At 46.1% G+C, this 19,346-nt stretch carries 13 protein-coding genes; 12 read left to right on the top strand and 1 reads right to left on the bottom strand.

Annotated features, from left to right (window positions below):
* Nucleotides 1-183 precede the first annotated feature (183 nt).
* The 9 genes from CSH93_RS11670 to CSH93_RS11630 all read left to right on the top strand — a co-directional run bounded on the left by CSH93_RS11670 (nucleotide 184) and on the right by CSH93_RS11630 (nucleotide 10,347).
* Nucleotides 184-2,757, top strand: coding sequence for a family 20 glycosylhydrolase (locus tag CSH93_RS11670; RefSeq protein WP_100643455.1), 2,574 nt, complete (start codon nucleotides 184-186; stop codon nucleotides 2,755-2,757).
* Nucleotides 2,750-3,640, top strand: a complete 891-nt coding sequence (locus tag CSH93_RS11665; protein WP_100643454.1) for a glucosamine kinase nucleotide-binding domain-containing protein — start codon at nucleotides 2,750-2,752, stop codon at nucleotides 3,638-3,640. The genes CSH93_RS11670 and CSH93_RS11665 overlap by 8 nt, the downstream gene beginning before the upstream one ends.
* Nucleotides 3,633-4,643, top strand: coding sequence for a glucosamine-6-phosphate deaminase NagB-II (gene nagB-II / locus CSH93_RS11660; protein ID WP_240615588.1), 1,011 nt, complete (start codon nucleotides 3,633-3,635; stop codon nucleotides 4,641-4,643). The genes CSH93_RS11665 and nagB-II overlap by 8 nt, the downstream gene beginning before the upstream one ends.
* The gene (nagA, locus tag CSH93_RS11655; RefSeq protein WP_100643453.1) at nucleotides 4,640-5,761 is read left to right on the top strand and encodes an N-acetylglucosamine-6-phosphate deacetylase; all 1,122 of its coding nucleotides are present in this window, start codon (nucleotides 4,640-4,642) and stop codon (nucleotides 5,759-5,761) included. Before nagB-II ends, nagA begins: the two co-directional genes overlap by 4 nt.
* 24 nt (nucleotides 5,762-5,785) lie before the next feature.
* Nucleotides 5,786-7,102: a sugar MFS transporter gene (locus CSH93_RS11650; protein ID WP_100643452.1), complete on the top strand. Its 1,317-nt coding sequence runs from the start codon at nucleotides 5,786-5,788 to the stop codon at nucleotides 7,100-7,102.
* Between the two features lie 62 nt (nucleotides 7,103-7,164).
* A complete protein-coding gene (locus tag CSH93_RS11645; RefSeq protein ID WP_205663319.1) occupies nucleotides 7,165-7,824 on the top strand; it encodes a cupin domain-containing protein in 660 nt (219 codons plus the stop codon).
* Nucleotides 7,825-7,837: 13 nt separating this feature from the next.
* Nucleotides 7,838-9,451 (top strand): hypothetical protein, encoded by a 1,614-nt coding sequence (locus tag CSH93_RS11640; RefSeq protein WP_100643450.1) that lies wholly within the window; start codon nucleotides 7,838-7,840, stop codon nucleotides 9,449-9,451.
* A 234-nt stretch (nucleotides 9,452-9,685) separates the two neighbouring features.
* Complete coding sequence (locus tag CSH93_RS11635; RefSeq protein WP_100643449.1) at nucleotides 9,686-9,883, top strand: hypothetical protein; 198 nt, start codon at nucleotides 9,686-9,688, stop codon at nucleotides 9,881-9,883.
* Nucleotides 9,884-9,885: 2 nt separating this feature from the next.
* On the top strand, nucleotides 9,886-10,347 hold the full coding sequence (locus CSH93_RS11630; protein ID WP_100643448.1) for a hypothetical protein: 462 nt from the start codon (nucleotides 9,886-9,888) through the stop codon (nucleotides 10,345-10,347).
* Between the two features lie 21 nt (nucleotides 10,348-10,368).
* Here CSH93_RS11630 and CSH93_RS11625 read toward each other — a convergent pair whose 3' ends face one another.
* Nucleotides 10,369-11,529 (bottom strand): iron-containing alcohol dehydrogenase, encoded by a 1,161-nt coding sequence (locus CSH93_RS11625; RefSeq protein WP_100643447.1) that lies wholly within the window; start codon nucleotides 11,527-11,529, stop codon nucleotides 10,369-10,371.
* Between the two features lie 153 nt (nucleotides 11,530-11,682).
* On the opposite strand from CSH93_RS11625, the gene CSH93_RS11620 reads away from it, so the two are divergent.
* The 3 genes from CSH93_RS11620 (at nucleotide 11,683) to CSH93_RS11610 (ending at nucleotide 19,331) form a co-directional block, all read left to right on the top strand.
* Entirely contained in the window at nucleotides 11,683-12,003 is a 321-nt protein-coding gene (locus CSH93_RS11620) for a TraR/DksA family transcriptional regulator (RefSeq protein ID WP_100643446.1), read from the top strand.
* A 218-nt stretch (nucleotides 12,004-12,221) separates the two neighbouring features.
* The gene (locus tag CSH93_RS11615; protein WP_100643445.1) at nucleotides 12,222-16,718 is read left to right on the top strand and encodes a PAS domain S-box protein; all 4,497 of its coding nucleotides are present in this window, start codon (nucleotides 12,222-12,224) and stop codon (nucleotides 16,716-16,718) included.
* A 75-nt stretch (nucleotides 16,719-16,793) separates the two neighbouring features.
* Nucleotides 16,794-19,331 carry an efflux RND transporter permease subunit gene (locus CSH93_RS11610; protein ID WP_100643444.1) on the top strand — a complete coding sequence of 846 codons (2,538 nt, stop codon included), beginning with the start codon at nucleotides 16,794-16,796 and terminating at the stop codon, nucleotides 19,329-19,331.
* The last annotated feature ends 15 nt before the right edge of the window (nucleotides 19,332-19,346 follow it).

The following is a 19,346-nucleotide window of genomic DNA, read 5'->3' as shown; positions in this document are numbered from 1 at the left end:
TCGCGCAACAAAAAGTTAACAAATCATTGCATGTATTATTACGATGTTGTAGAGTTATTTCAATGACAGCGTTGTCAATAAATTCAATTTATTTGTTAAAATTTTTTGAAAACACTAATAACAACGCTATTTAGGAAGAAAATTTAGAAGCAATGACAGCGCTATCAATTTGGAGAATGACCTGTGCATAATTTAATACGTCGACGGCTGACTACTTTAAGCATACTGGCCCTGATCTCAGGCACGGGTATAACCGGTTGTTCACGCAGTGAGAGCGTTGTGCAATTGTCTCCCATTGATCAAGCACAAGTCGAATTACTTGCCAATACACTTGGCGTTCACTACCAAGTAGATAATAACCAAGCTCAATGCGAAACCCTGGATTTTAACGCGTGTTTTAATGCATCACTGACATTTTCATTTTCACAGGCCATCAGTGCTGAAGGTTGGAGTATCTATTTCAGTCACTTATCACCCATAACTAACATTGATACTCAAGATGTCACTGTGAAACATATAAACGGAGACCTGCACCAACTCCGTTTCAACCGTCCAATTAATACTGGCGAAGTCTTTGTTTTACCTCTGGAAGCGGCATTTTGGCATGTAAATCGCTCAGACATCATGCCCAATATGTATATTGATGGCGACAATATTGAGCCCACGATCATTCATGCAACACGTGGTATTGAAGATAAGTACACAGGCGTTGAATATGCCGCACATGCTGGACATTGGGACACCCCCAAACAAACCCTACGCTCGCAAGACGACCAACTCGCGATTGCCAGTGCAGAATACATCTACTCACAAAATCAGCAACGACAAAACGCTAACGTTACGCCATCACCACGCATTGTTCCAAAAGTGAAAAAGGCTTCATGGTCAGGCGATCGCTTATCGGTAAACGAAGGCATCGATGTGAGTCAAATACGCGCATTAACGTTAGGTATTGAAGCGCTAGAAGACAGTGAATTTCCATTTAACCAGAGCGGGATGCAAGTAATATGGCAAGTCGTGCCAGACATGCCCGAAGAGCACTACGGCTTATCAATCAAAAACACGGGTATAGAAATCACGGCAAGTAGCGAAAGCGGCGCAAACTACGCACTTTTGTCATTAGCTCAATTGTTTGATGATGCTCAGACCTTGCCGCTAGGTTCAATTGAAGATGAACCGCACTATGCTTATCGTGGCATGCATATGGATATTGCGCGTAACTTCGTCGGCCAAGACGCTATCTTTTCGCTACTAGATGAGATGTTTTACGCCAAGTTAAACCGCCTTCATTTGCATTTTGCAGACGATGAAGGGTGGCGTGTGGAAATTAGCGACATGCCAGAATTGACAGACATCGGTGCATTTCGCTGTGCAAATGAAAAAACCTGTATACTGCCTCAATTGGGTTCCGGTCCAGACAGAGAGAATCAAGTTAATGGTTATATCTCTCGCGATGATTACATTAAATTACTGCAATACGCGGCACAGCGTAATATTGAGGTAATTCCGTCTTTTGACGTCCCGGGGCATGCCCGCGCAGCCATCGAAAGTATGGAAAAGCGTTATCAAAAAACCAATGATGACCGCTACCGTTTAATCGATCCCCTCGACATCACGCAATACCAGTCTATTCAATACTACTCTGACAATACGGTTAACCCCTGTATTGATTCGACTTACCGCTTTATCGACAGCGTTGTGGATGAATTGCAGCGCATGCACAATGACGCAGGTACCCCTTTATCTACATTCCACTTGGGTGCAGATGAAACAGCAGGGGCTTGGATCCAGTCTCCCATGTGCGAACAGCTATTAGGGCGTGCACTTTCACCTGACGACACCCATAAATTAACAGCTATTTTCATTAAACGTGTTTACGATATGGTCAAGCAAAAAGGCTTAGTACTCGCGGGCTGGAGTGATGGCATGAGTACGCTTGACACTGCATTGCGTAGCGACAACATGCTGGTCACACTATGGAAAACACTGGCCAGTAATGCCGATGCGGATGCCGTTACATGGACGCAATCAGAGGCCAAAGTGGTCTATTCTTTCCCTGATGTATTGTATTTCGATTTCCCCTATCAAAATCATCCAATGGAGCCCGGTTACTATTGGGCTTCAAAAAACACCGACTTATTTAAAGTATTTCAATTCACGCCAGACGCCTTACCTGTGCATCAATGGTTATGGCAAGACCGCATGGGTAACAAGATCAACAGCGGCACAACCGTTGCCCCCAATGCCCCTTTAGGTATTCAAGGGCAAGTATGGTCAGAGGCTATTCGTTCCAAGGAAACCCTTGAGTACATGATTTACCCTCGACTCTATGCATTAGGCGAGCGTGCTTGGTCCTCGCCGGCTTGGCAACAGGCTGCACTTGACGTCATTGCTGGTGAAGCGACTATCGATCATGTTTTAGCGTTACAAACCGTCGAATGGCAGGAGTTTATACAACAAATAGTAGGCTACCATCTGCCTAGACTAGCCCTAAAAGGTGTTAATTTCCGCTTACCACCGCCAGGTGTGATGGCACAACAGGATGGGTTTTTAACGAATCCGACTTACCCAGGGTTGATCACTGAATACCTAACGCCACAAGGCGAATGGATGACCTTCAGTAATAATAGCAAGGTTGATTCGCAAACTCTGTTTAGAAGCCGCTTGAACAATACTTCTCGTGTAAGTCGCCCACACAGCGCAGCACAACTTAGCGCAAGGAAAGGGCAGAATACAACAGGAGCCGAGCATGACTAAAGCCCCTTTTTACGTTGGCGTCGATGGTGGCGGAACCAAGTGTAAAGCCGTTATTTTTGACAACGATTTATCCGCTATCGCTGAAGGCATTGCAGGACCCGCCAACGTCGCTCGCGACCCTGTTTTAGCTATACGCTCGATTGAACAAGCGATCACTAACGCTATTGCGAAACTGAGCTTCGCAAACGAGCTACGCCTGTCTGATTTACACGTGTCTGCCGGATTAGCCGGTGCCAATATCACCAGCGCAGCAGAACACCTAGGTCACTGGCAGCATCCGTTTAAGTCATTTGAATTTATGACTGACCTCAAGGCCGCTACGATTGGCGCTCATGCAGGCAATGATGGCGCAGTATTAATTGTGGGTACCGGCTCTTGTTCGGCGGCAATGCGTGACCATGTACTCACGCAAATAGGCGGCCACGGATTCTTACTTGGAGACAACGGTAGCGGCGCCTGGTTAGGCCGACGCGCGGTGACAGAAACTTTAGAAACACTCGATCATGTTAGGGCGCCTTCGGTCTTAACAGACAAAGTGCTCGCCCATACTGGCGCGACCAATTCAATAGAGCTAATCGAACAGTTCAATATTCTAAAACCGGCTCTGTTCGCACAACTGGCACCGATTGTTTTTGATGCCGCAATAGAACAGGACCCTCACGCTCTATCAATAATCAGCCAAGCGGCTGACTATTTATCAACAATAGCACAACAAGCCATTACTCAATCAAACGGCCAACTTGTGCTTGTTGGCGGCGTGGCGACGGCGATACAGCCTTGGTTAACTAAATCCGTTCAAAGCGCTATTGTGCCAGCTCAGCACGGACCTGAATGGGGTGCTGTTTTTCATCATCTACAACAAGAGAAAATTCATTATGGTTGAGGCGATTTCACCTAAAAGTTTAATGCACAAAGAAGCCAGCGAAACGCCTGATGTTATCGCCGCTCAGCAGTCGGAAAATCACGGCTTGTGCTATTCCCTAACAGAAACATTGCGCAATACACCACCTAGAATGATTTTTATGATAGGGCGCGGAACCTCTGATCATGCGGGCGTGTTCGCCAAGTATCTATTTGAAACCGCATGCCGCATACCTGTTTGTGCTGCGGCTCCCTCTGTGGCTGGCGTATTTAATCAACAACTAGATTTACGCGACAGTCTCGCCATTGTTATTTCGCAATCAGGCAAAAGCCCCGACATTGTTAAGCAAGCACAGGCAGCCAAACGCGGTGGCGCAATGACGCTGGCGTTGGTCAATGATACTACCTCGCCACTTGCGCAAGCCGTCGACTATGTACTGCCGTTGCGTGCGAATGCAGAGTGTGCCGTTGCCGCGACTAAAAGTTACTTGGCAACACTGAGTGCGCTATGCCAGTTAGCGGCTTACTGGACACGAGACTCTGCCTTAACTGACGCACTAACATTGTTACCGGCTTCATTAAGAAATGTGCAGAAGTCTCCTGCAAAGCTGGTTTCCAGAGACTTGCACAATATCAAGCATTGCGTAGTGCTTGGCCGCGGTTTCGGCTACGCCATTGCCCGTGAGGTCGCACTGAAACTGAAGGAAGTATTGGGCATTCATGCTGAAGCATTTAGCAGCGCAGAATTCCTTCATGGGCCCGTCACCTTGGCACACAATCACTTGCTTGTATTGGATATCAGTATTGATGATGAGACATTGCCCTCTCATAAACAGCAAATTTCAGATATTGTAGAACGCGGCGCTATCGTGAAAGACATCAGCGTAGACGCTGTGCTGCATCCAAGACTTCATGCGTTATTGATCATGCAGCGCTTTTATTTAGATATAGAAGCCATTGCACAGGCGAACGGAATTGACCCAGATTCGCCCAAAGGCCTGAAAAAAGTGACCGAAACATTATGAAAATAACCTGCGACCGAATATTGATGGGAAGTGATTGGAAAACCAATCAAACCATTACCATCGACAATGAAATCATCACGGATATATCGCCTACGACGGCAGATAAAGACACATCTGCTATCCAGGTAAATACGTTGATACCGGGTTTTATTGATATTCAGGTCAATGGCGGTGGCGGGGTATTGTTTAACCAAACCCCTAACGCTGAAGCGTTACATCAAATGTTTAATGCGCATCAGGCTTACGGCACAACTGCTATGTTGCCAACGTTGATCACCGATTGCGAGCGCGTTATGCAGCAAGCGGCTGATGCGATTGCTGAAGTCAGATCGACACATCCAACCCAATTTATCGGCATTCATTTTGAAGGCCCTTGGTTAAGTCAGGCTCGAAAAGGTGTTCATCCACCAGAGTTTATTCGTTCACCCTCAGCTGCTGAACTCGCCATTTTAAAACGCCAAGATCTAGGTTTGGTTATGGTAACCATCGCTCCCGAGCATGTACCAACCGACATCATCAAAGACATGGTGGAAAGTGGCATTATTGTATTTTTGGGCCACTCCGCTGCAACCTATCAGCAAGTCCAATCAGCATTAGATGCAGGTGCGAGTGGGTTTACCCACCTATTTAATGCCATGTCGCCGCTGCAATCTCGCGAACCGGGTATGGTTGGCGCGGCACTCGCCCATGACGGCTGCACCGCGGGGTTAATTGTTGATGGCTACCATGTAGACCCTGTGTGTTGCCAAATCGCGATTAAAACGATGGGTATAGAACGTATTGCACTGGTCACTGATGCCATGGCATTGGCCGCGTGCGAAGCAAACGAAATGCCTTTCTTTGATACCACGATTCGTAAAGAGAACGGTAAATTGACGACGCCAGATGGCACGCTGGCAGGTTCATGCTTAACGATGCATGATGCTCTCCTGAATGCCCAAAGAATGTGCAATGTCTCGCTAGCCCAAGCCGCCTACATGGCGTCTACTTCTCCAGCCAAGGCCCTTGGGATAGAGCATTTACAAGGCCACATAGCGGTTGGATGTCATGCCAATTTAGTGGCGTTGGACGACGCTTTGGCCATTACTCACGTATTTCAACAAGGTCGACCTTTATAGTCGGTATAATTGCAGGTAAGCCCTATGACGACACAAACCGCAACAACACACACTACTCCCAGTGCCCTTATGCCCATGCTGATTATTGGTGGGCTGTTTTTTATTTTTGGTTTTATTACGTGGTTAAATGGCGCGTTGATCCCATTTTTACAAATAGTGTGTGATCTGACGGAAACACAAGCGCTTTTGGTCGCTTTTAGTTTTTACATCGCCTACACGGTAATGGCACTGCCAATGTCATGGGTGCTGGATAAAACCGGTTACAAGTATGCCATGGTCTGGGGTTTAGTCATCATTGCGGTTGGCTGTTTACTCTTTATTCCAGCTGCATATAGCCATCAATTTTCACTTTTCTTGTTGGCTCAGTTTGTCGTCGGTAGTGGTTTAACCATTTTACAAACGGCTTCCAACCCTTACATCGTTAAAGTTGGCCCGCACGAAACCGCGGCGGTACGCATCTCAATCATGGGTTTGCTGAACAAAGCGGCGGGCGTAATAGCACCCGTAGTATTTACTGCATTGGTGTTGGGAGACTTTGCTCATGTAACAGCTCAATCAGTTGCCCTAATGAGCGAAGCTGAACGTGCCATAACGGTAAGTTCTCTAGCGGATGGACTCGTTAGCCCCTATTTAGGCATGGCAATAGCGCTGATTGTTTTGGCGGGCTTATTGAAAGCATCGGCATTGCCAGAGCTTGAAGCAGAAGCAGAGCAAGATACTCACGCAGATAACACCTCTATTTTAAGCTTTCCACACTTGATACTCGGTGCCATTACCTTATTTATGTATGTCGGTGTTGAAGTTATCGCTGGCGATACGATTGGCCTGTTTGGTTCACAGCTGGGTGTAGCAAACGCCACCACACTGACATCCTACACCATGATGTTTATGGTTATTGGCTATCTTGCAGGTTTGGTGCTTATTCCTCGCTTGATCAATCAAGCGCAGGCGCTATTAATGTCAGCACTTTTGGGTATCGTTTTATCTATTCTTGTTGTGATGTCAGATCCAACCTCGTATGCGGTTTCAAGTATACTGTGGGGATGGATGGGTATCATGACAGTCCCAGACACAGTGGCGTATATCGCTCTTCTGGGCCTAGCCAATGCGTTAGTATGGCCCGCGATTTGGCCGCTTGCTTTGGAAGGTCTGGGTAAGTTTACCTCAAGAGGTTCTGCCTTGCTGATAATGGGAATTGCAGGTGGGGCGATCTTACCACTGGTATACGGCGTATTAGCAGAAGCCAAAACCGGACAAGATGCGTATTGGATGCTATTGCCTTGCTACATATTCATCTTGTTCTATGCGGTTAAAGGGCACAAAATTAAACAGTGGCGCTAAGTCCCCCTTGTTAATCATCATAGGGTTGTGCGGCGCTGGCATTACCCTATGGAACAATTAGCATGCAAATTAATCATGATTTTACCCAGCGCGTCGTCATCACACCTGATCAATATCATTGGGTAGATAGCCCCGTCGCCGGCGTCGAAAGGATGATGCTCGATCGGATTGGCGAGGAAGTGGCACGTGCAACATCGCTTGTTCGCTATGCCCCCAACTCTGAATTTCCTGCCCATGAACATGGTGGAGGCGAGGAAATCTTAGTGCTGTCCGGCACTTTTGCGGATGAGCACGGTGAATACCCTGCGGGCAGTTATCTCAGGAACCCCATTGGCACTTCTCACTCACCGCGCGTAGGGCCGGACGGAGCCATGATCTTCGTTAAATTACATCAATTTACAGCTGACGATACTTGCCAAATCGCCATTCAAACCAATGACATGCAGTGGTCACCGGGTATTGCAGACGGCTTGCAGGTAATGAGCTTACATCAGCATGGCAGTGAGAGTGTTGCATTGGTTAAATGGGCGCCGAATACCCAATTTCACCCCCACCGTCACTGGGGAGGAGAAGAAATTTTCGTATTAGAAGGGACCTTTCATGATGAACATGGCAGCTACCCTAAGGGTTCGTGGATACGTAGCCCACATTTGAGTCAGCACACACCATTTACCAAAGAAGACGGCGCTTTGATTTATGTTAAAGTGGGGCATCTCGCGTAATAAAGGCAAAGGAATGAGTAACACCTGCTGGCAACTACTTGCTATTGAGCCAACAACTGATCCAAAGAGCATTGAACAAGCCTATCAACGTCAGTATGACTTACTCATCGAACAAGGGAATACCGAGTTTTTGCATGCGTTGAGTGACGCTAAGCAGCAAGCACTAGCCTATGCAGCTCCCTTTGTTTTAGACGAATTAAACTTTCAACACGTACAAACGCTTATCGATTGGTTCGAGAACGCCTTGAACAATAGCGCCATGCGCCAAGATCCTGAGCAATGGCAATATTTCTTCCATTATCTTACTGACACAAATGCCGAATCACTGAACGCTATTCGACTATTATGCTTTGAGATGATCGCCGACTACTTAGATGGCAATAGAGCCCAGCAATACCCCTTTGACCTACCGCCGAACATATTGTCATCTATCGCCACCGAACTTGACTGGCATGCGCACAAAGACGCACTCACTCATTACTATTCAGCGGGTCGCGTAGATTCTGCCTTTTCTATTATTAACGGCGATTTGTCACCGTTTGCTCAGAATAATAAACGACCTGCGCACACTCCCTTTTACTATGCTGCAAGCCTGTTCTGTATCGTGGGTATTATTTTATGGCTCGCCAACATCTCACACCAGCCGACAGAGCCTCTCGCAACAGAACTCGCAATGGAGTGGGAACCTGACTTAGTACTATGTAATGAGGTTGAAAACGCCGAAGCCACAGCTGCATTTGAGCGCTGCCTTGAGCTAGCGAATGAAGATTGGCTAGAAGCCAAAAAACGGATTGCATGGGCCTACACCGTAGAACATGACGCACAAGATTGGGCAGAGGCCTATCGTTGGCTTCAAGATATTAGCCATGTCGATCAACACGCTGAATTTTTAGCCAACATCATACTCTTTATGCTTGGCGAAGATGAACAAGACAAGCTTAATGGTGAGCGACGGATCCGCGAGCAGGCAAACCTGCGCTATGCGCCTGCTGAAGCCTATTTAGGCACTATTTATGCGCTAGGTTTAAACTTGCTTGAACGAGATGCGAATATAATGTGGTTACTGGAAAGTGCCTATGAGCAAGACGCCAGCCTGATCAGTGTATATGACATGATCCAAATTCATGTTAATGGACTGAAAACACGTGTCAATTTGACCAAAGCGCGCCAGCTATTGGCCGAGTATGCACAATCAGACGCCCCGGGAACCGTGAACAATACCGCTTGGTTTCTCGCTACCTTGGACAATAACCAGCTACATAAACCATCCCATGCAGTCGAATTGGCAGAAACCATAGTAAAGTCGGAAACCGGCAGTCAAAACTATTCTTATATCGACACGCTAGCGGCCGCCTATGCTGCCGATGAGCAATTCGACAATGCAGTTAAGTATCAGCAACTAGCATTATCTTTACTGACAGCCGACCAACCTGAAAACGAATCCGAAATTGCCTATTATCAAGAGCGCTTAACGCGCTACGAGCAGCAAAAATCCGTGATCTACGATGATCTTGTGGTGGACAACCCAAGAGATTTTTTTGACGATATTAAAACCGATATCGAACAAATTATGCTGAACTATTTCTACAATGAAATTGAAATCCCTGACCAGACCTTATCAGAATGATTTTGGGGTTGTGCGTTGTAAATGGTTGCTATCCAATTGCACAACAGCAACATCACCAACCATGTGGTTAACTTCAGTAAAAGCCATGCCTAGCGGTGTTAAAAATATCACTGAAATGTTTAGTAAAGCTTTAATTGTTGAAATACTAGCCCAACACCACCACTATTAGGTTAGTACCAGCCAGTAGACGCCGGAGTATCTCTGAAAAACCCTTTTTCATCATTAAACACAAAAATGAAGCAAGCGATTCGTGACAAAGCAATCGATCGTGCACGTACACGCATTGTGCTAATGAAACGCAAACCTGAAGATTTTTCTCCTGACGAACTCGAAGTCGTTGTGCAAGAGGAAGAATCTAAAATTTACTCTGCGATCAAAGAGAAAGGGCTGTTGGCAATCTTAGCAGTGTTGGGTTTCAATATTTTTGGTTAAACATGAATAAGCTTATCAACATCATTCTCTCTGGCCTATTGTGGCGAAAATACAAATTTTTACTGGTGTCTTTGCTTATCACTATTGTCGCGATCGTTTTAATCGGTCAGATTCACAATGACTATTTACGTTATGCAGAATCGACTCAGAACGCCTCAGTGGGCTGGTCGTTTGTCATAAAGTGGAGCGCCTGGATTGCCGTCGCAATGGGCTTTTTATTGGCCAATCATGGCTACAATCAACGCAAACAAGCTATTGCTGATCAGCAAGGCTCTAATACAGCTTTGCAGCGACTGCTGAAGTTTAAACATAAAATAAAAGGCGATGAACAGGCAGCTCCGGATGATGAGGCCACTCGTCCACCCGCATCACCCGATAAACACGATCCTTTCGCACACCTCAGGCATAAAGACAAACTGCGTTCTTACGCCGACATAGTGATTGAAAATAAAGACAAAGACTAAACACTACCTTTATCGGGAACTTCAGCTATAGGCTTCTTCGTATAGGCTCATAAGTGCCTTCTTTTCTGGCACTTTAGGGTTATTTGCAGGTGAACCCGAAGCAAGTGCTTGGGTCGCCATCAAGTCAATCAAGTTCGCATATTGCGCTTTGTCGATACCGAATTCAGACATTTTGGGAACCTTTAACTCAGTATTGAGCAAGTTTAGAAAGTCCATGAGCTCTTTATGGCAGAGTTCGATATCAAACGTAGAGTCTACTAGTCCAAGATGCTTTGCACATTCCGCATATTTATTAGGATTTCCTGACAGTGAGTACTCAGTTACCAATGGTAGCAACATAGCGTTACTCATGCCGTGTGGCACATGAAAATGAACGCCAATAGGACGGCTCATACCATGAACCAGCGCAACCGATGCATTAGAAAACGCCATGCCCGCTAAACTTGCGCCTAGCATCATGGCCTCTTTTGCGCTTTTATCGTCGGGTGATAAGCAAGCACTCAATAAGTTAGGGGCTATTAAACGCATAGCACTGATAGCCATCTGATCACTGAAAGGATTGGCTTTCTTGCTCACATAGGCTTCAATAGCATGCGTGAGTGCATCCAACCCCGTATCAGCAGCCACTCTGAACGGTACTGATAAGGTAAGTTCATAGTCCAAAATTGCACACTTTGGCATTAAGCCGGGCCCCATACACAGCATTTTTTCAGCCGATTCGCTGTCGCTGATCACGGTGACACGAGTGCACTCAGAGCCCGTTCCAGCAGTCGTCGGGATGGCAATCACGGGCATACTTTGCTCGCTGATAACGTGTGGCACCTTATAGTCACGCATTGCACCTCCATGCGTTGCCAATAACGCTATCGCTTTTGCGCTGTCAATCGCACTGCCGCCGCCTAATGCCACTAAACCATTGCATTGATGCTGCTTGACCAATTCAACCGCACCGACAATTGAACGGTCATCTGGCTCTGGCATTACGTCACTGAACAGTGCTGCTGAGATCCCCTCTTCTTCCAACTGCGCGGTCAGTTTCGCCACCCAACCCAGCGTCACCATAATCGGATCAGCAATTATGCAGGGTTTTGTTACGTTCAATTGCCTCATGATAGCGGTCAGCTCATTAAGTGCTCCGCCGCCTGATTTAATGGTTCCTGGAATTTGAATATCTGCAATCATGCTCAATGCCTTTTAACCTTCTATTTGGTCACCTTGAGCGCGATCGGATTGCTTTGCAAGTGAAAAAAACACGATTTTTGTTGGCCCAAATCAATAAATCTGCCCTGCAATTCCCACACAATATGGGCTCACCCTACAGATAAAGGCACCATTATGAGCCAAACTTGTATCGACTACGGCGCAATTCTAAGCGCCAAACAAAGCGAACTCCTTTCGCGCATTGATGCACTAAAACATGACATTGCCAAAGCACATTCGGCTGATTTTGCCGAGCAAGTCACTGAGCGAGAAAACGATGACGTTTTGCACAACCTTGTTCATGAGGCAACTGTAGAGCTGCATCAAGTCAATGATGCCCTTGATCGCCTAGCGCGCGATGAATATGGGGTATGTGCAAAGTGCGGCGTCGACATTTCACAACAAAGACTGCAAGTCATTCCGTACACACAATTTTGCCGCGATTGCGCACAATAACTCTGCGTATAGCCCTATGTGTTACAACATACATAGGGTTAAAACTTCGCGCGAATTACCAGCTCTCTGCTATGTTTTATAAGCAGGCAAATATTGCGCTGCATAAAAGGTATCAATTTACGCACCATAGATGCGGTTAAGCAGCGTAAAAACTGGCCGATATCTTTTATAGTATTGATTTCGTTAAACTTGATTCTTACTGTCAGGACCGAATTGTAATGCCATACCGAGCGCTCACATTGTTGCCATTGAAGGCAAAGTTTTTCGTTTTTCTCGCATTGATACTCAATGCGTCTTCAGCATGGGCTATTTCTGAGCCTCTGCAATCAGCAAACCCGCTGGTGCTGGATGCAATATTAATTGTGCTGCTCGTTGCCATTATTGGTCTCGCCATCACGATTTTCATGCAAAAAGGTAAGCTTCAAACAAAGGATCAAGCGTTAGCAGCGTCGGACGACAATATTGCCCACGTTCAAGAACAACTCGATCGCTTCAATAGTGGCATTATTCAACTCGACGCAGAGGGTAATATTCTCTACGCCAACCGCATGGCGGCCTACTTCCTGACCAAAAAAATTGAACACATGATCGGTACGCCATTTGTGCAAGTGTGTCCAAAGGAGCTTAACGACGAAGTTAGTGCAGCGCTATCACAACACCAAGAAAGCCATATTCAATGTTTGTTAGGTAGTCGTGATAGTCAGGTGCGCATGCGTATCGCACCGCAAAAGAAACCGATTGGTGACATCGTCACATTGATCGCCATTGAAGACATCAACAGTTATCAAGAAAACATCGATGAGCAAAGAGGCATCATTGCGCATCATGTTGGCACCTTCATTAATGCGCATGTGAGCCGGGCCGAATTTGATCTCGATGCCGAAACACTGCATGTAAATGAGCCACTGGCGAAACTGCTCGGGCTTGGCGATTCAGAATCCATCTCGCTAGCCTCGTTTACGCGGATGTTGCAAGAAGGAAATAAGCCCGAATGGGAGCGCACGATCAAACAATTCGCAGAAGGGCGCTCAGCTGAACTTAACGTTGAATTGAACGTTAACGAAAAAATTGTGCCCGTCATTATCAATGCATACCCTTACACTGCAGCGGGCAAAGAGTCACCTCAATCGATTACTCTGATCTTCACCAGCCTAGCTAAAATTGAAAAGCTAAAAGCCCAATCTGAGCTCTATCAAAAACAACTTAAAACACTTATTGCGGCAAGCCCGTTACCGGTTTATTTCCTAAATGAGAAAAATCAATTGGTGGATTGCAACCGAGCCTTTTGTTCACTGTTTAAAATTGAGCTCAATCGCATCAAAGGCAAGTCTATCGACGATATCGAGATTTTCAGTGACGAATTCATTGGCGTACATAAATCCTCTGAAGGGCTCGGCGCCAAACGTAAGTCGCTTACTATCATGACAGGTGACGAACAACCGGCTGATGTAAACGTCCATGTACTGGCGTACAAGCTAGAAGGTGTTCACGCTGGTACTATAGCCGTGATTGAAGATCTAACGCCGATTAAAACCATGGAACGAGAGGCTGAAGCTAAATCGAAAGCATTGGAAAGCTTTATTGACCAATCGCCGCTCGGCATCGCCATTTTTAACGAAGAAGACAAGGTGATACGCGTCAATACGTCACTCGGTACCATTTTGGGTAAAAGCCAACAAGAGCTGGAAAAACAAACCTTCTATCAGTTCTTTAAGAATCCAGAGCACTCCGGTACTGCAGCAAGGCTATTGCATCAAAAAGGCCTGATTGAAAACTTTTACTCTGAACTGGCGTGTGGCGAAGATGGCTCCATTGCGACTCGTTTGGACGTTACCAAACTACCCGGCAAAGAAACTCGCTATGTATGCTGGGTAACGGATTCACGTGACAAGCATTTCATCAGCGAAAAACTAGACCGTTTGATAACCTACAGCGCGATGCCAATCGCTATTCTTGGTAGTGACGGGTTTACTCAGTTAAACCCTGCTGCATGTGCCTTTTTTGACGTTAAAAGCGAAGACGAATTACGCGGGCTTTCACCAGCCAGTAAGCAGCTTAACAGTGATGACCAACACGCTGATGAAATGAGCACCTATTTAGATCGTGTCCAAGCTGAGAAAAAAGTGAATTCATTCTCTTGGGTGCATGAGCACAACGGTGTCCAGCTGCCGTGCGAAGTGACGCTAGTACCATTGTTTGACCAACAGCAATACGTTGCCACATTGTGCTTATGGGTTGACCTGCGCGCTATTGAGCAAGCCAATGCAGCACGTTTAGAAGCGGTAAATCTGCGTGCCGCGGCTGAACGTGAAATAGCCGAGAAACAACAACTGCTTGAAAGTAGTCAAGACTTGTTGGCCAGCCGAGCACGCTCACTGCAAGATACACAAGATAAACTGCAGGCGGCGGAACATGATCTCGCAGCCAAAATGGATACCATTCAAGATCTGCAACAAGCGCACGAAGATATCAGCGGTCACTTGCAATCATTGCAGGACGATTACGCCCGCAACCGTGAATTATTAGCAGAGAGTCAAGAGGCTAACGCCGAGCTCGAAGCACAACTGGAAGAATCGAGTGACAAGGTTAATCGACTTCAGAAACAGCGTAATCAAATTGCAGATGCCCTTCAATACAGTGAGAAGAAACACAAGAAGGCGCAAGAACAATTAGCGTTAAGTGAGCAAAATACCGAACGTTTGAAAGCGGAACAGGCTAAGCAACAAGAATCTCTTCAAGCGTCGTTGGCACAGATTGATTCACTCAAAAGCTCTATCGATTCCAAAGATAAGCAAATCAGTGACGTCAGCGGCCAGATCAATAACTTGCAATCTCAATTGGTCAGTTCTAGCCAAACCAGTGAGAAGTTACGTGAACAACTCATCAATCAGCGCAAGGCCTCTGAACTGGCTGAGCAAAAACGTCGTGAGTTGGAACTGCTGTGTCAGGAAGCACAAGCTGAGTTAAGCAATAAGAGCAGCTATGTCGATCACTTACAGCATGAAATGAAGATGCTTGAGCAAATGTCACAGCAACAAAAAGGTGACATGGAGAAGCAAACTCAGCAACTAGCACAAGAGCTCAAAGCCAAGCAAGAGCAACTTGATACAACTGAGCAAGCCTTAACCCAAGCGCGTGAACAATCAGAGAAAGAAAAGCAAGCAAGTGCTGCACGCGAAGCGGAACTTGAACAATTACACCATGAGCTACAAGAAGTTGAAAAACGCAGTATAGAGCAGCAGGAAAAAATCGCCGAGGCTGATGCGAAATGGCAAGCACAGCAAGCGGAACTGCAGGCTGAACTAAAAGCAAAACAAGAAGAGCTACAAAAAACAACCGAGCAACTCAGTAGTACTCAACAGCAAACCGAAGAAGAAAAAGCACAGCACGCAGCATTACTTGAGAAGCTCGAAGCTGAATTAAAAGACGTTGAACAACGCGCTGCTGCGCAAGATGAAAAAATCGCGCAAAGCGACCAACAATGGCAAGAGAAACAAAAAGCATTGGCTGAAGAGCTCGCGGCGAAGAAAGCCCAGCTCGACACAACCCAAGCCCAATTGGATGAGCACCAACGCCAGGTGGATGCGGAAAAACTTGCACGCAAAGCACAACAAGACAAGCTTGCTCAATTGAAGCAAGAAATGGCTGATGTTGAGTCTCGTGCTGTTAAGCAACGCGAAATGATGGAAGGTAATGACGAGCAATGGCGTCAACACCACGCTGAAATTGAAAAGCAAAAGCAACAGTTGCAACAAGCGCTTGAACAAGCCGAAGCGCAAAATAAAGAAATGCAGTCTACCTTAGACAACAAACTAGAAGCACTGAAGAGTGCGGAAACAACCGTTTCTAAGACACAATCTGACGAGCAAAAACTCACGCAAGAATTAAATGCTGCCAAAGAGCAGGCTGACGCATTGCAAGCACGTATCGCGCAGCAAGAAGAGGAAGAGAAGAAACTTAAGCAACAAGTTATTGAACAACAAAACAGCCTGCAACAGCGTGAAGATAACATTCAAGCGTTGCAAGAAGAGCAACAGCGACTCACCGAAGCGTTACGCTCAGTAAAAGAAGAATATGCGCAAAGCAAAGCGTCACTGAATGATCAAAACAGCAGCCAGCAAGAGCTCAATGAGCAATTAAAAGCGCTGGAAGCTGAGCTGCAAGACAGTAAACAGCAACTAAGCAGTAAAGAAAACGCATTGCAGGATGCGCAAAAACAAATTGCTTCAAGTGCAGATAAATTGGCTGCACAAGAGCAGGCGCTGATTGATGCTCAGAAAGAAGAATTGAAACAAGTTAATGAGCAGCAACAATCAGCCGAGCCGCGCCCTGTTCCAGAGTTTGCAAAATTGCCCATGCCTTCAGATCCGGCTGTATGGTTTGATTTATTACCATACTTACAAAATCATCAGGGCGTGACGTCACTGGCAAGCACCCTTCAAGGATTGATCGACGGCTTACAAGAGCGAATTGATGAATTAGATAAAGCCGTAGAAGAGAATAATAACCGTGATATTCAGCTTTCTTCACGCAAGCTAATAACGATGCTAGAAAGTATTCATTCGGCGCCGCTCAGTGATATGGCGAACCGTTTGCAGATGTTCTGTGAAAACCGTTTAATTGATAACATTGCGATTTTCTGGCCGACGGCTAAGCAGAACATTAATTCAACCTTACGCGTGATTTATTCGCATTTACACGCAGAAGAGAGCTAGCTAAACCGCTGCATATAATACGGCACGATTCTTGTTTATATATTCTTAGAGTATTTAGTTATCGGTTTTTATTATATGCAGCACATAGCGAAAAATCTTGTCCATTTTTGTATCACCAAGCCTAAATTGGTGTATGCAGTGTTGGCAATTTTAGCCCTTATTTTTACAGCGCAAATCCCTCGGATCCAGATAGATACTGACCCAGAGAACATGTTGGATGCTGAGCATCCGGCGCGTGTTTTTCATAATGATGTGAAAACCCGCTTTGCAATGCATGACGCAATTGTGGTGGGTGTGGTTGAGTCAGAGCACAGTGACGGCGTGTTCACACCAGCGGCTTTGACTGACATTTTTGACATCACAAAGTCAATTATGTCAATTGACGGTGTCATCGCGGCTGATTTGATGTCCATTTCAACTGTCGACAACATCTCACAATCTGCGCCTGGCACCATCCGATTTGAATGGATGATGTCTAAACCACCCGAGTCAGAGTCTCAAGCTGCACAAATTCGTCATAACCTGTCGCGCTTGCCACTGCTGCAGGAAACGCTAGCCTCTCAAAACGGTAAAGCAGCAGCTATTTACGTTCCGATAGAAGACAAAAACCAAAGCTATCGGATTGCAGAGCAGATCCGTGGCGAAATCGATAAGCTAGACGGTACCGCAGACTGGTACATCACAGGATTACCCGTAGCAGAAGATCAGTTTGGCGTTGAAATGTTTGTGCAAATGGGCATTTCTGCTCCGTTGGCTGGCCTCACCATATTCATTCTGCTGTTCATTTTCTTCAGGAATATTCCGTTGATTATCGCGCCGATGATTGTGGCCATGGCAACGGTCATGATCACCATGGGTGGGCTTATCGGCATGGGATACACCGTGCACATCATGTCCTCGATGATTGCTATTTTCTTGATGCCAATTGCCGTGGTTGACTCTGTGCATATTTTGTCTGAATTCAGTGACCGCTATTTACCCGGTAAAAACTTAAACGATACCATTGAAGAAGTTGTCGGGCATTTGTTTACCCCTATGTTGTACACCTCGATTACCTCGTCAGTTGGTTTCTATTCTTTGATGCTGACACCCATTCCGCCGGTACAGATTTTTGGTGCGTTCGTGGGCACGGGTATATTGCTCGCCTTCTTGATCACGATTGCCTTTATGCCAGCTTATCTATCACGCATGAATGAAGCATCGTTGAATAAGCTTCAAGAAGTCATGCATGCACAACACGGTGGCAGTAAAATAGCGGTTGCAGCACGACAGCTCGGAAAGTTCGCCATGGGTTATCGCGGTACATTAATCGTTGCATTTGCAGCGGTCTTTGCGGTATCGGTTTGGGGTATCACTAAAATCCAAATTAATGACAACCCTGTTCGTTGGTTTAAGCAAGATCACGAAATTCGCGTAGCTGACAGAGTGTTAAATGAGAACTTTGCCGGTACCTATGATGCTTATGTTGTGTTGAGTGCATCAGATACGCTGCCGTCGATTGAAGCCTTCTTATCACAAGGCGCACCGTCTGAACTTAACGAGTGGGTCGCTGAACGCACGCAAGCGCTGGCTAATTCACCACTGAATGAACAATACCAACAATTGATTGTTGATATTGATGACAAGTTATTTGGTGATAACTCTGATGAAGTCGTGACTTTCCTTGAAGCTCGCTTATCAGCTGCAGAGAAAGCATTAAGTCAGTCTAAAGCGTTCCAATCACCTGAGCTACTCGCCTACATTGCCGACCTACAAGTACATCTGCAAGCGTCTGGTTTAGTGGGTAAGTCAAATTCACTGGCGGATGTAACCAAAATAGTGAACCGTGAGTTGCGCTCTGGTGACGACAAGGACTATCTGATCCCTGATTCACCACAGGCAGTGGCGCAGACATTATTGCAATACCAGTCTTCTCACAGACCTGACGATTTATGGCACTTTGTTACACCAGATTTCCAGCAAACGCTGGTGTGGTTACAGCTCACCTCTGGTGATAATCAAGATATGACACGTGTCATTCAGGTTGTTGATGAATACGTCGCTAACAACCCATTACCTAGCGGCTTAGAGCTGGGTTGGGCAGGTAAAGCGTACTTGAATGTTGTGTGGCAAGAAAACATGGTAGCTGGCATGTTAGATAGCTTAATGAGCGCCTTTGTCATCGTCTTCATCATGATGATAGTGCTGTTCCGCTCATTAGTGTTTGGCGTATTGGCCATGTTGCCACTTACTATCACGATCTCGTTTATCTACGGCCTGATTGGTATTATCGGTAAAGACTACGACATGCCCATTGCGGTGCTATCTGCACTTACCCTCGGGCTGTCAGTGGATTTCGCTATTCACTTCTTAGAGCGTGCTCGTGAAACCTATTCTCAAACGAAAGATATCAAGCGCACATTTGAATTGATGTTTGGTGAGCCTGCAACAGCAATCGCGAGAAATGCGCTGGTTATTGCACTTGGGTTCACCCCATTATTATTTGCGCCACTAGTGCCCTACATCACCGTAGGTATTTTCTTAGCCAGCATTATGGCGATATCTGCATTAGTCACCTTGCTTGTCTTGCCATCGGTTATGACGCTGGCAAAACGCATCGTTTTTAAAGCGTGATTTTCAGGAGAAAAG

Origin of the sequence: Neoalteromonas facilis (assembly GCF_002807665.1) — a bacterium.
In the GTDB taxonomy this organism is placed as follows: Bacteria; Pseudomonadota; Gammaproteobacteria; order Enterobacterales; family Alteromonadaceae; genus Alteromonas_E; species Alteromonas_E facilis.
The sequence above is the reverse complement of the archived record's forward strand: the minus strand, read 5'-3'. Positions and strand labels throughout refer to the sequence as shown.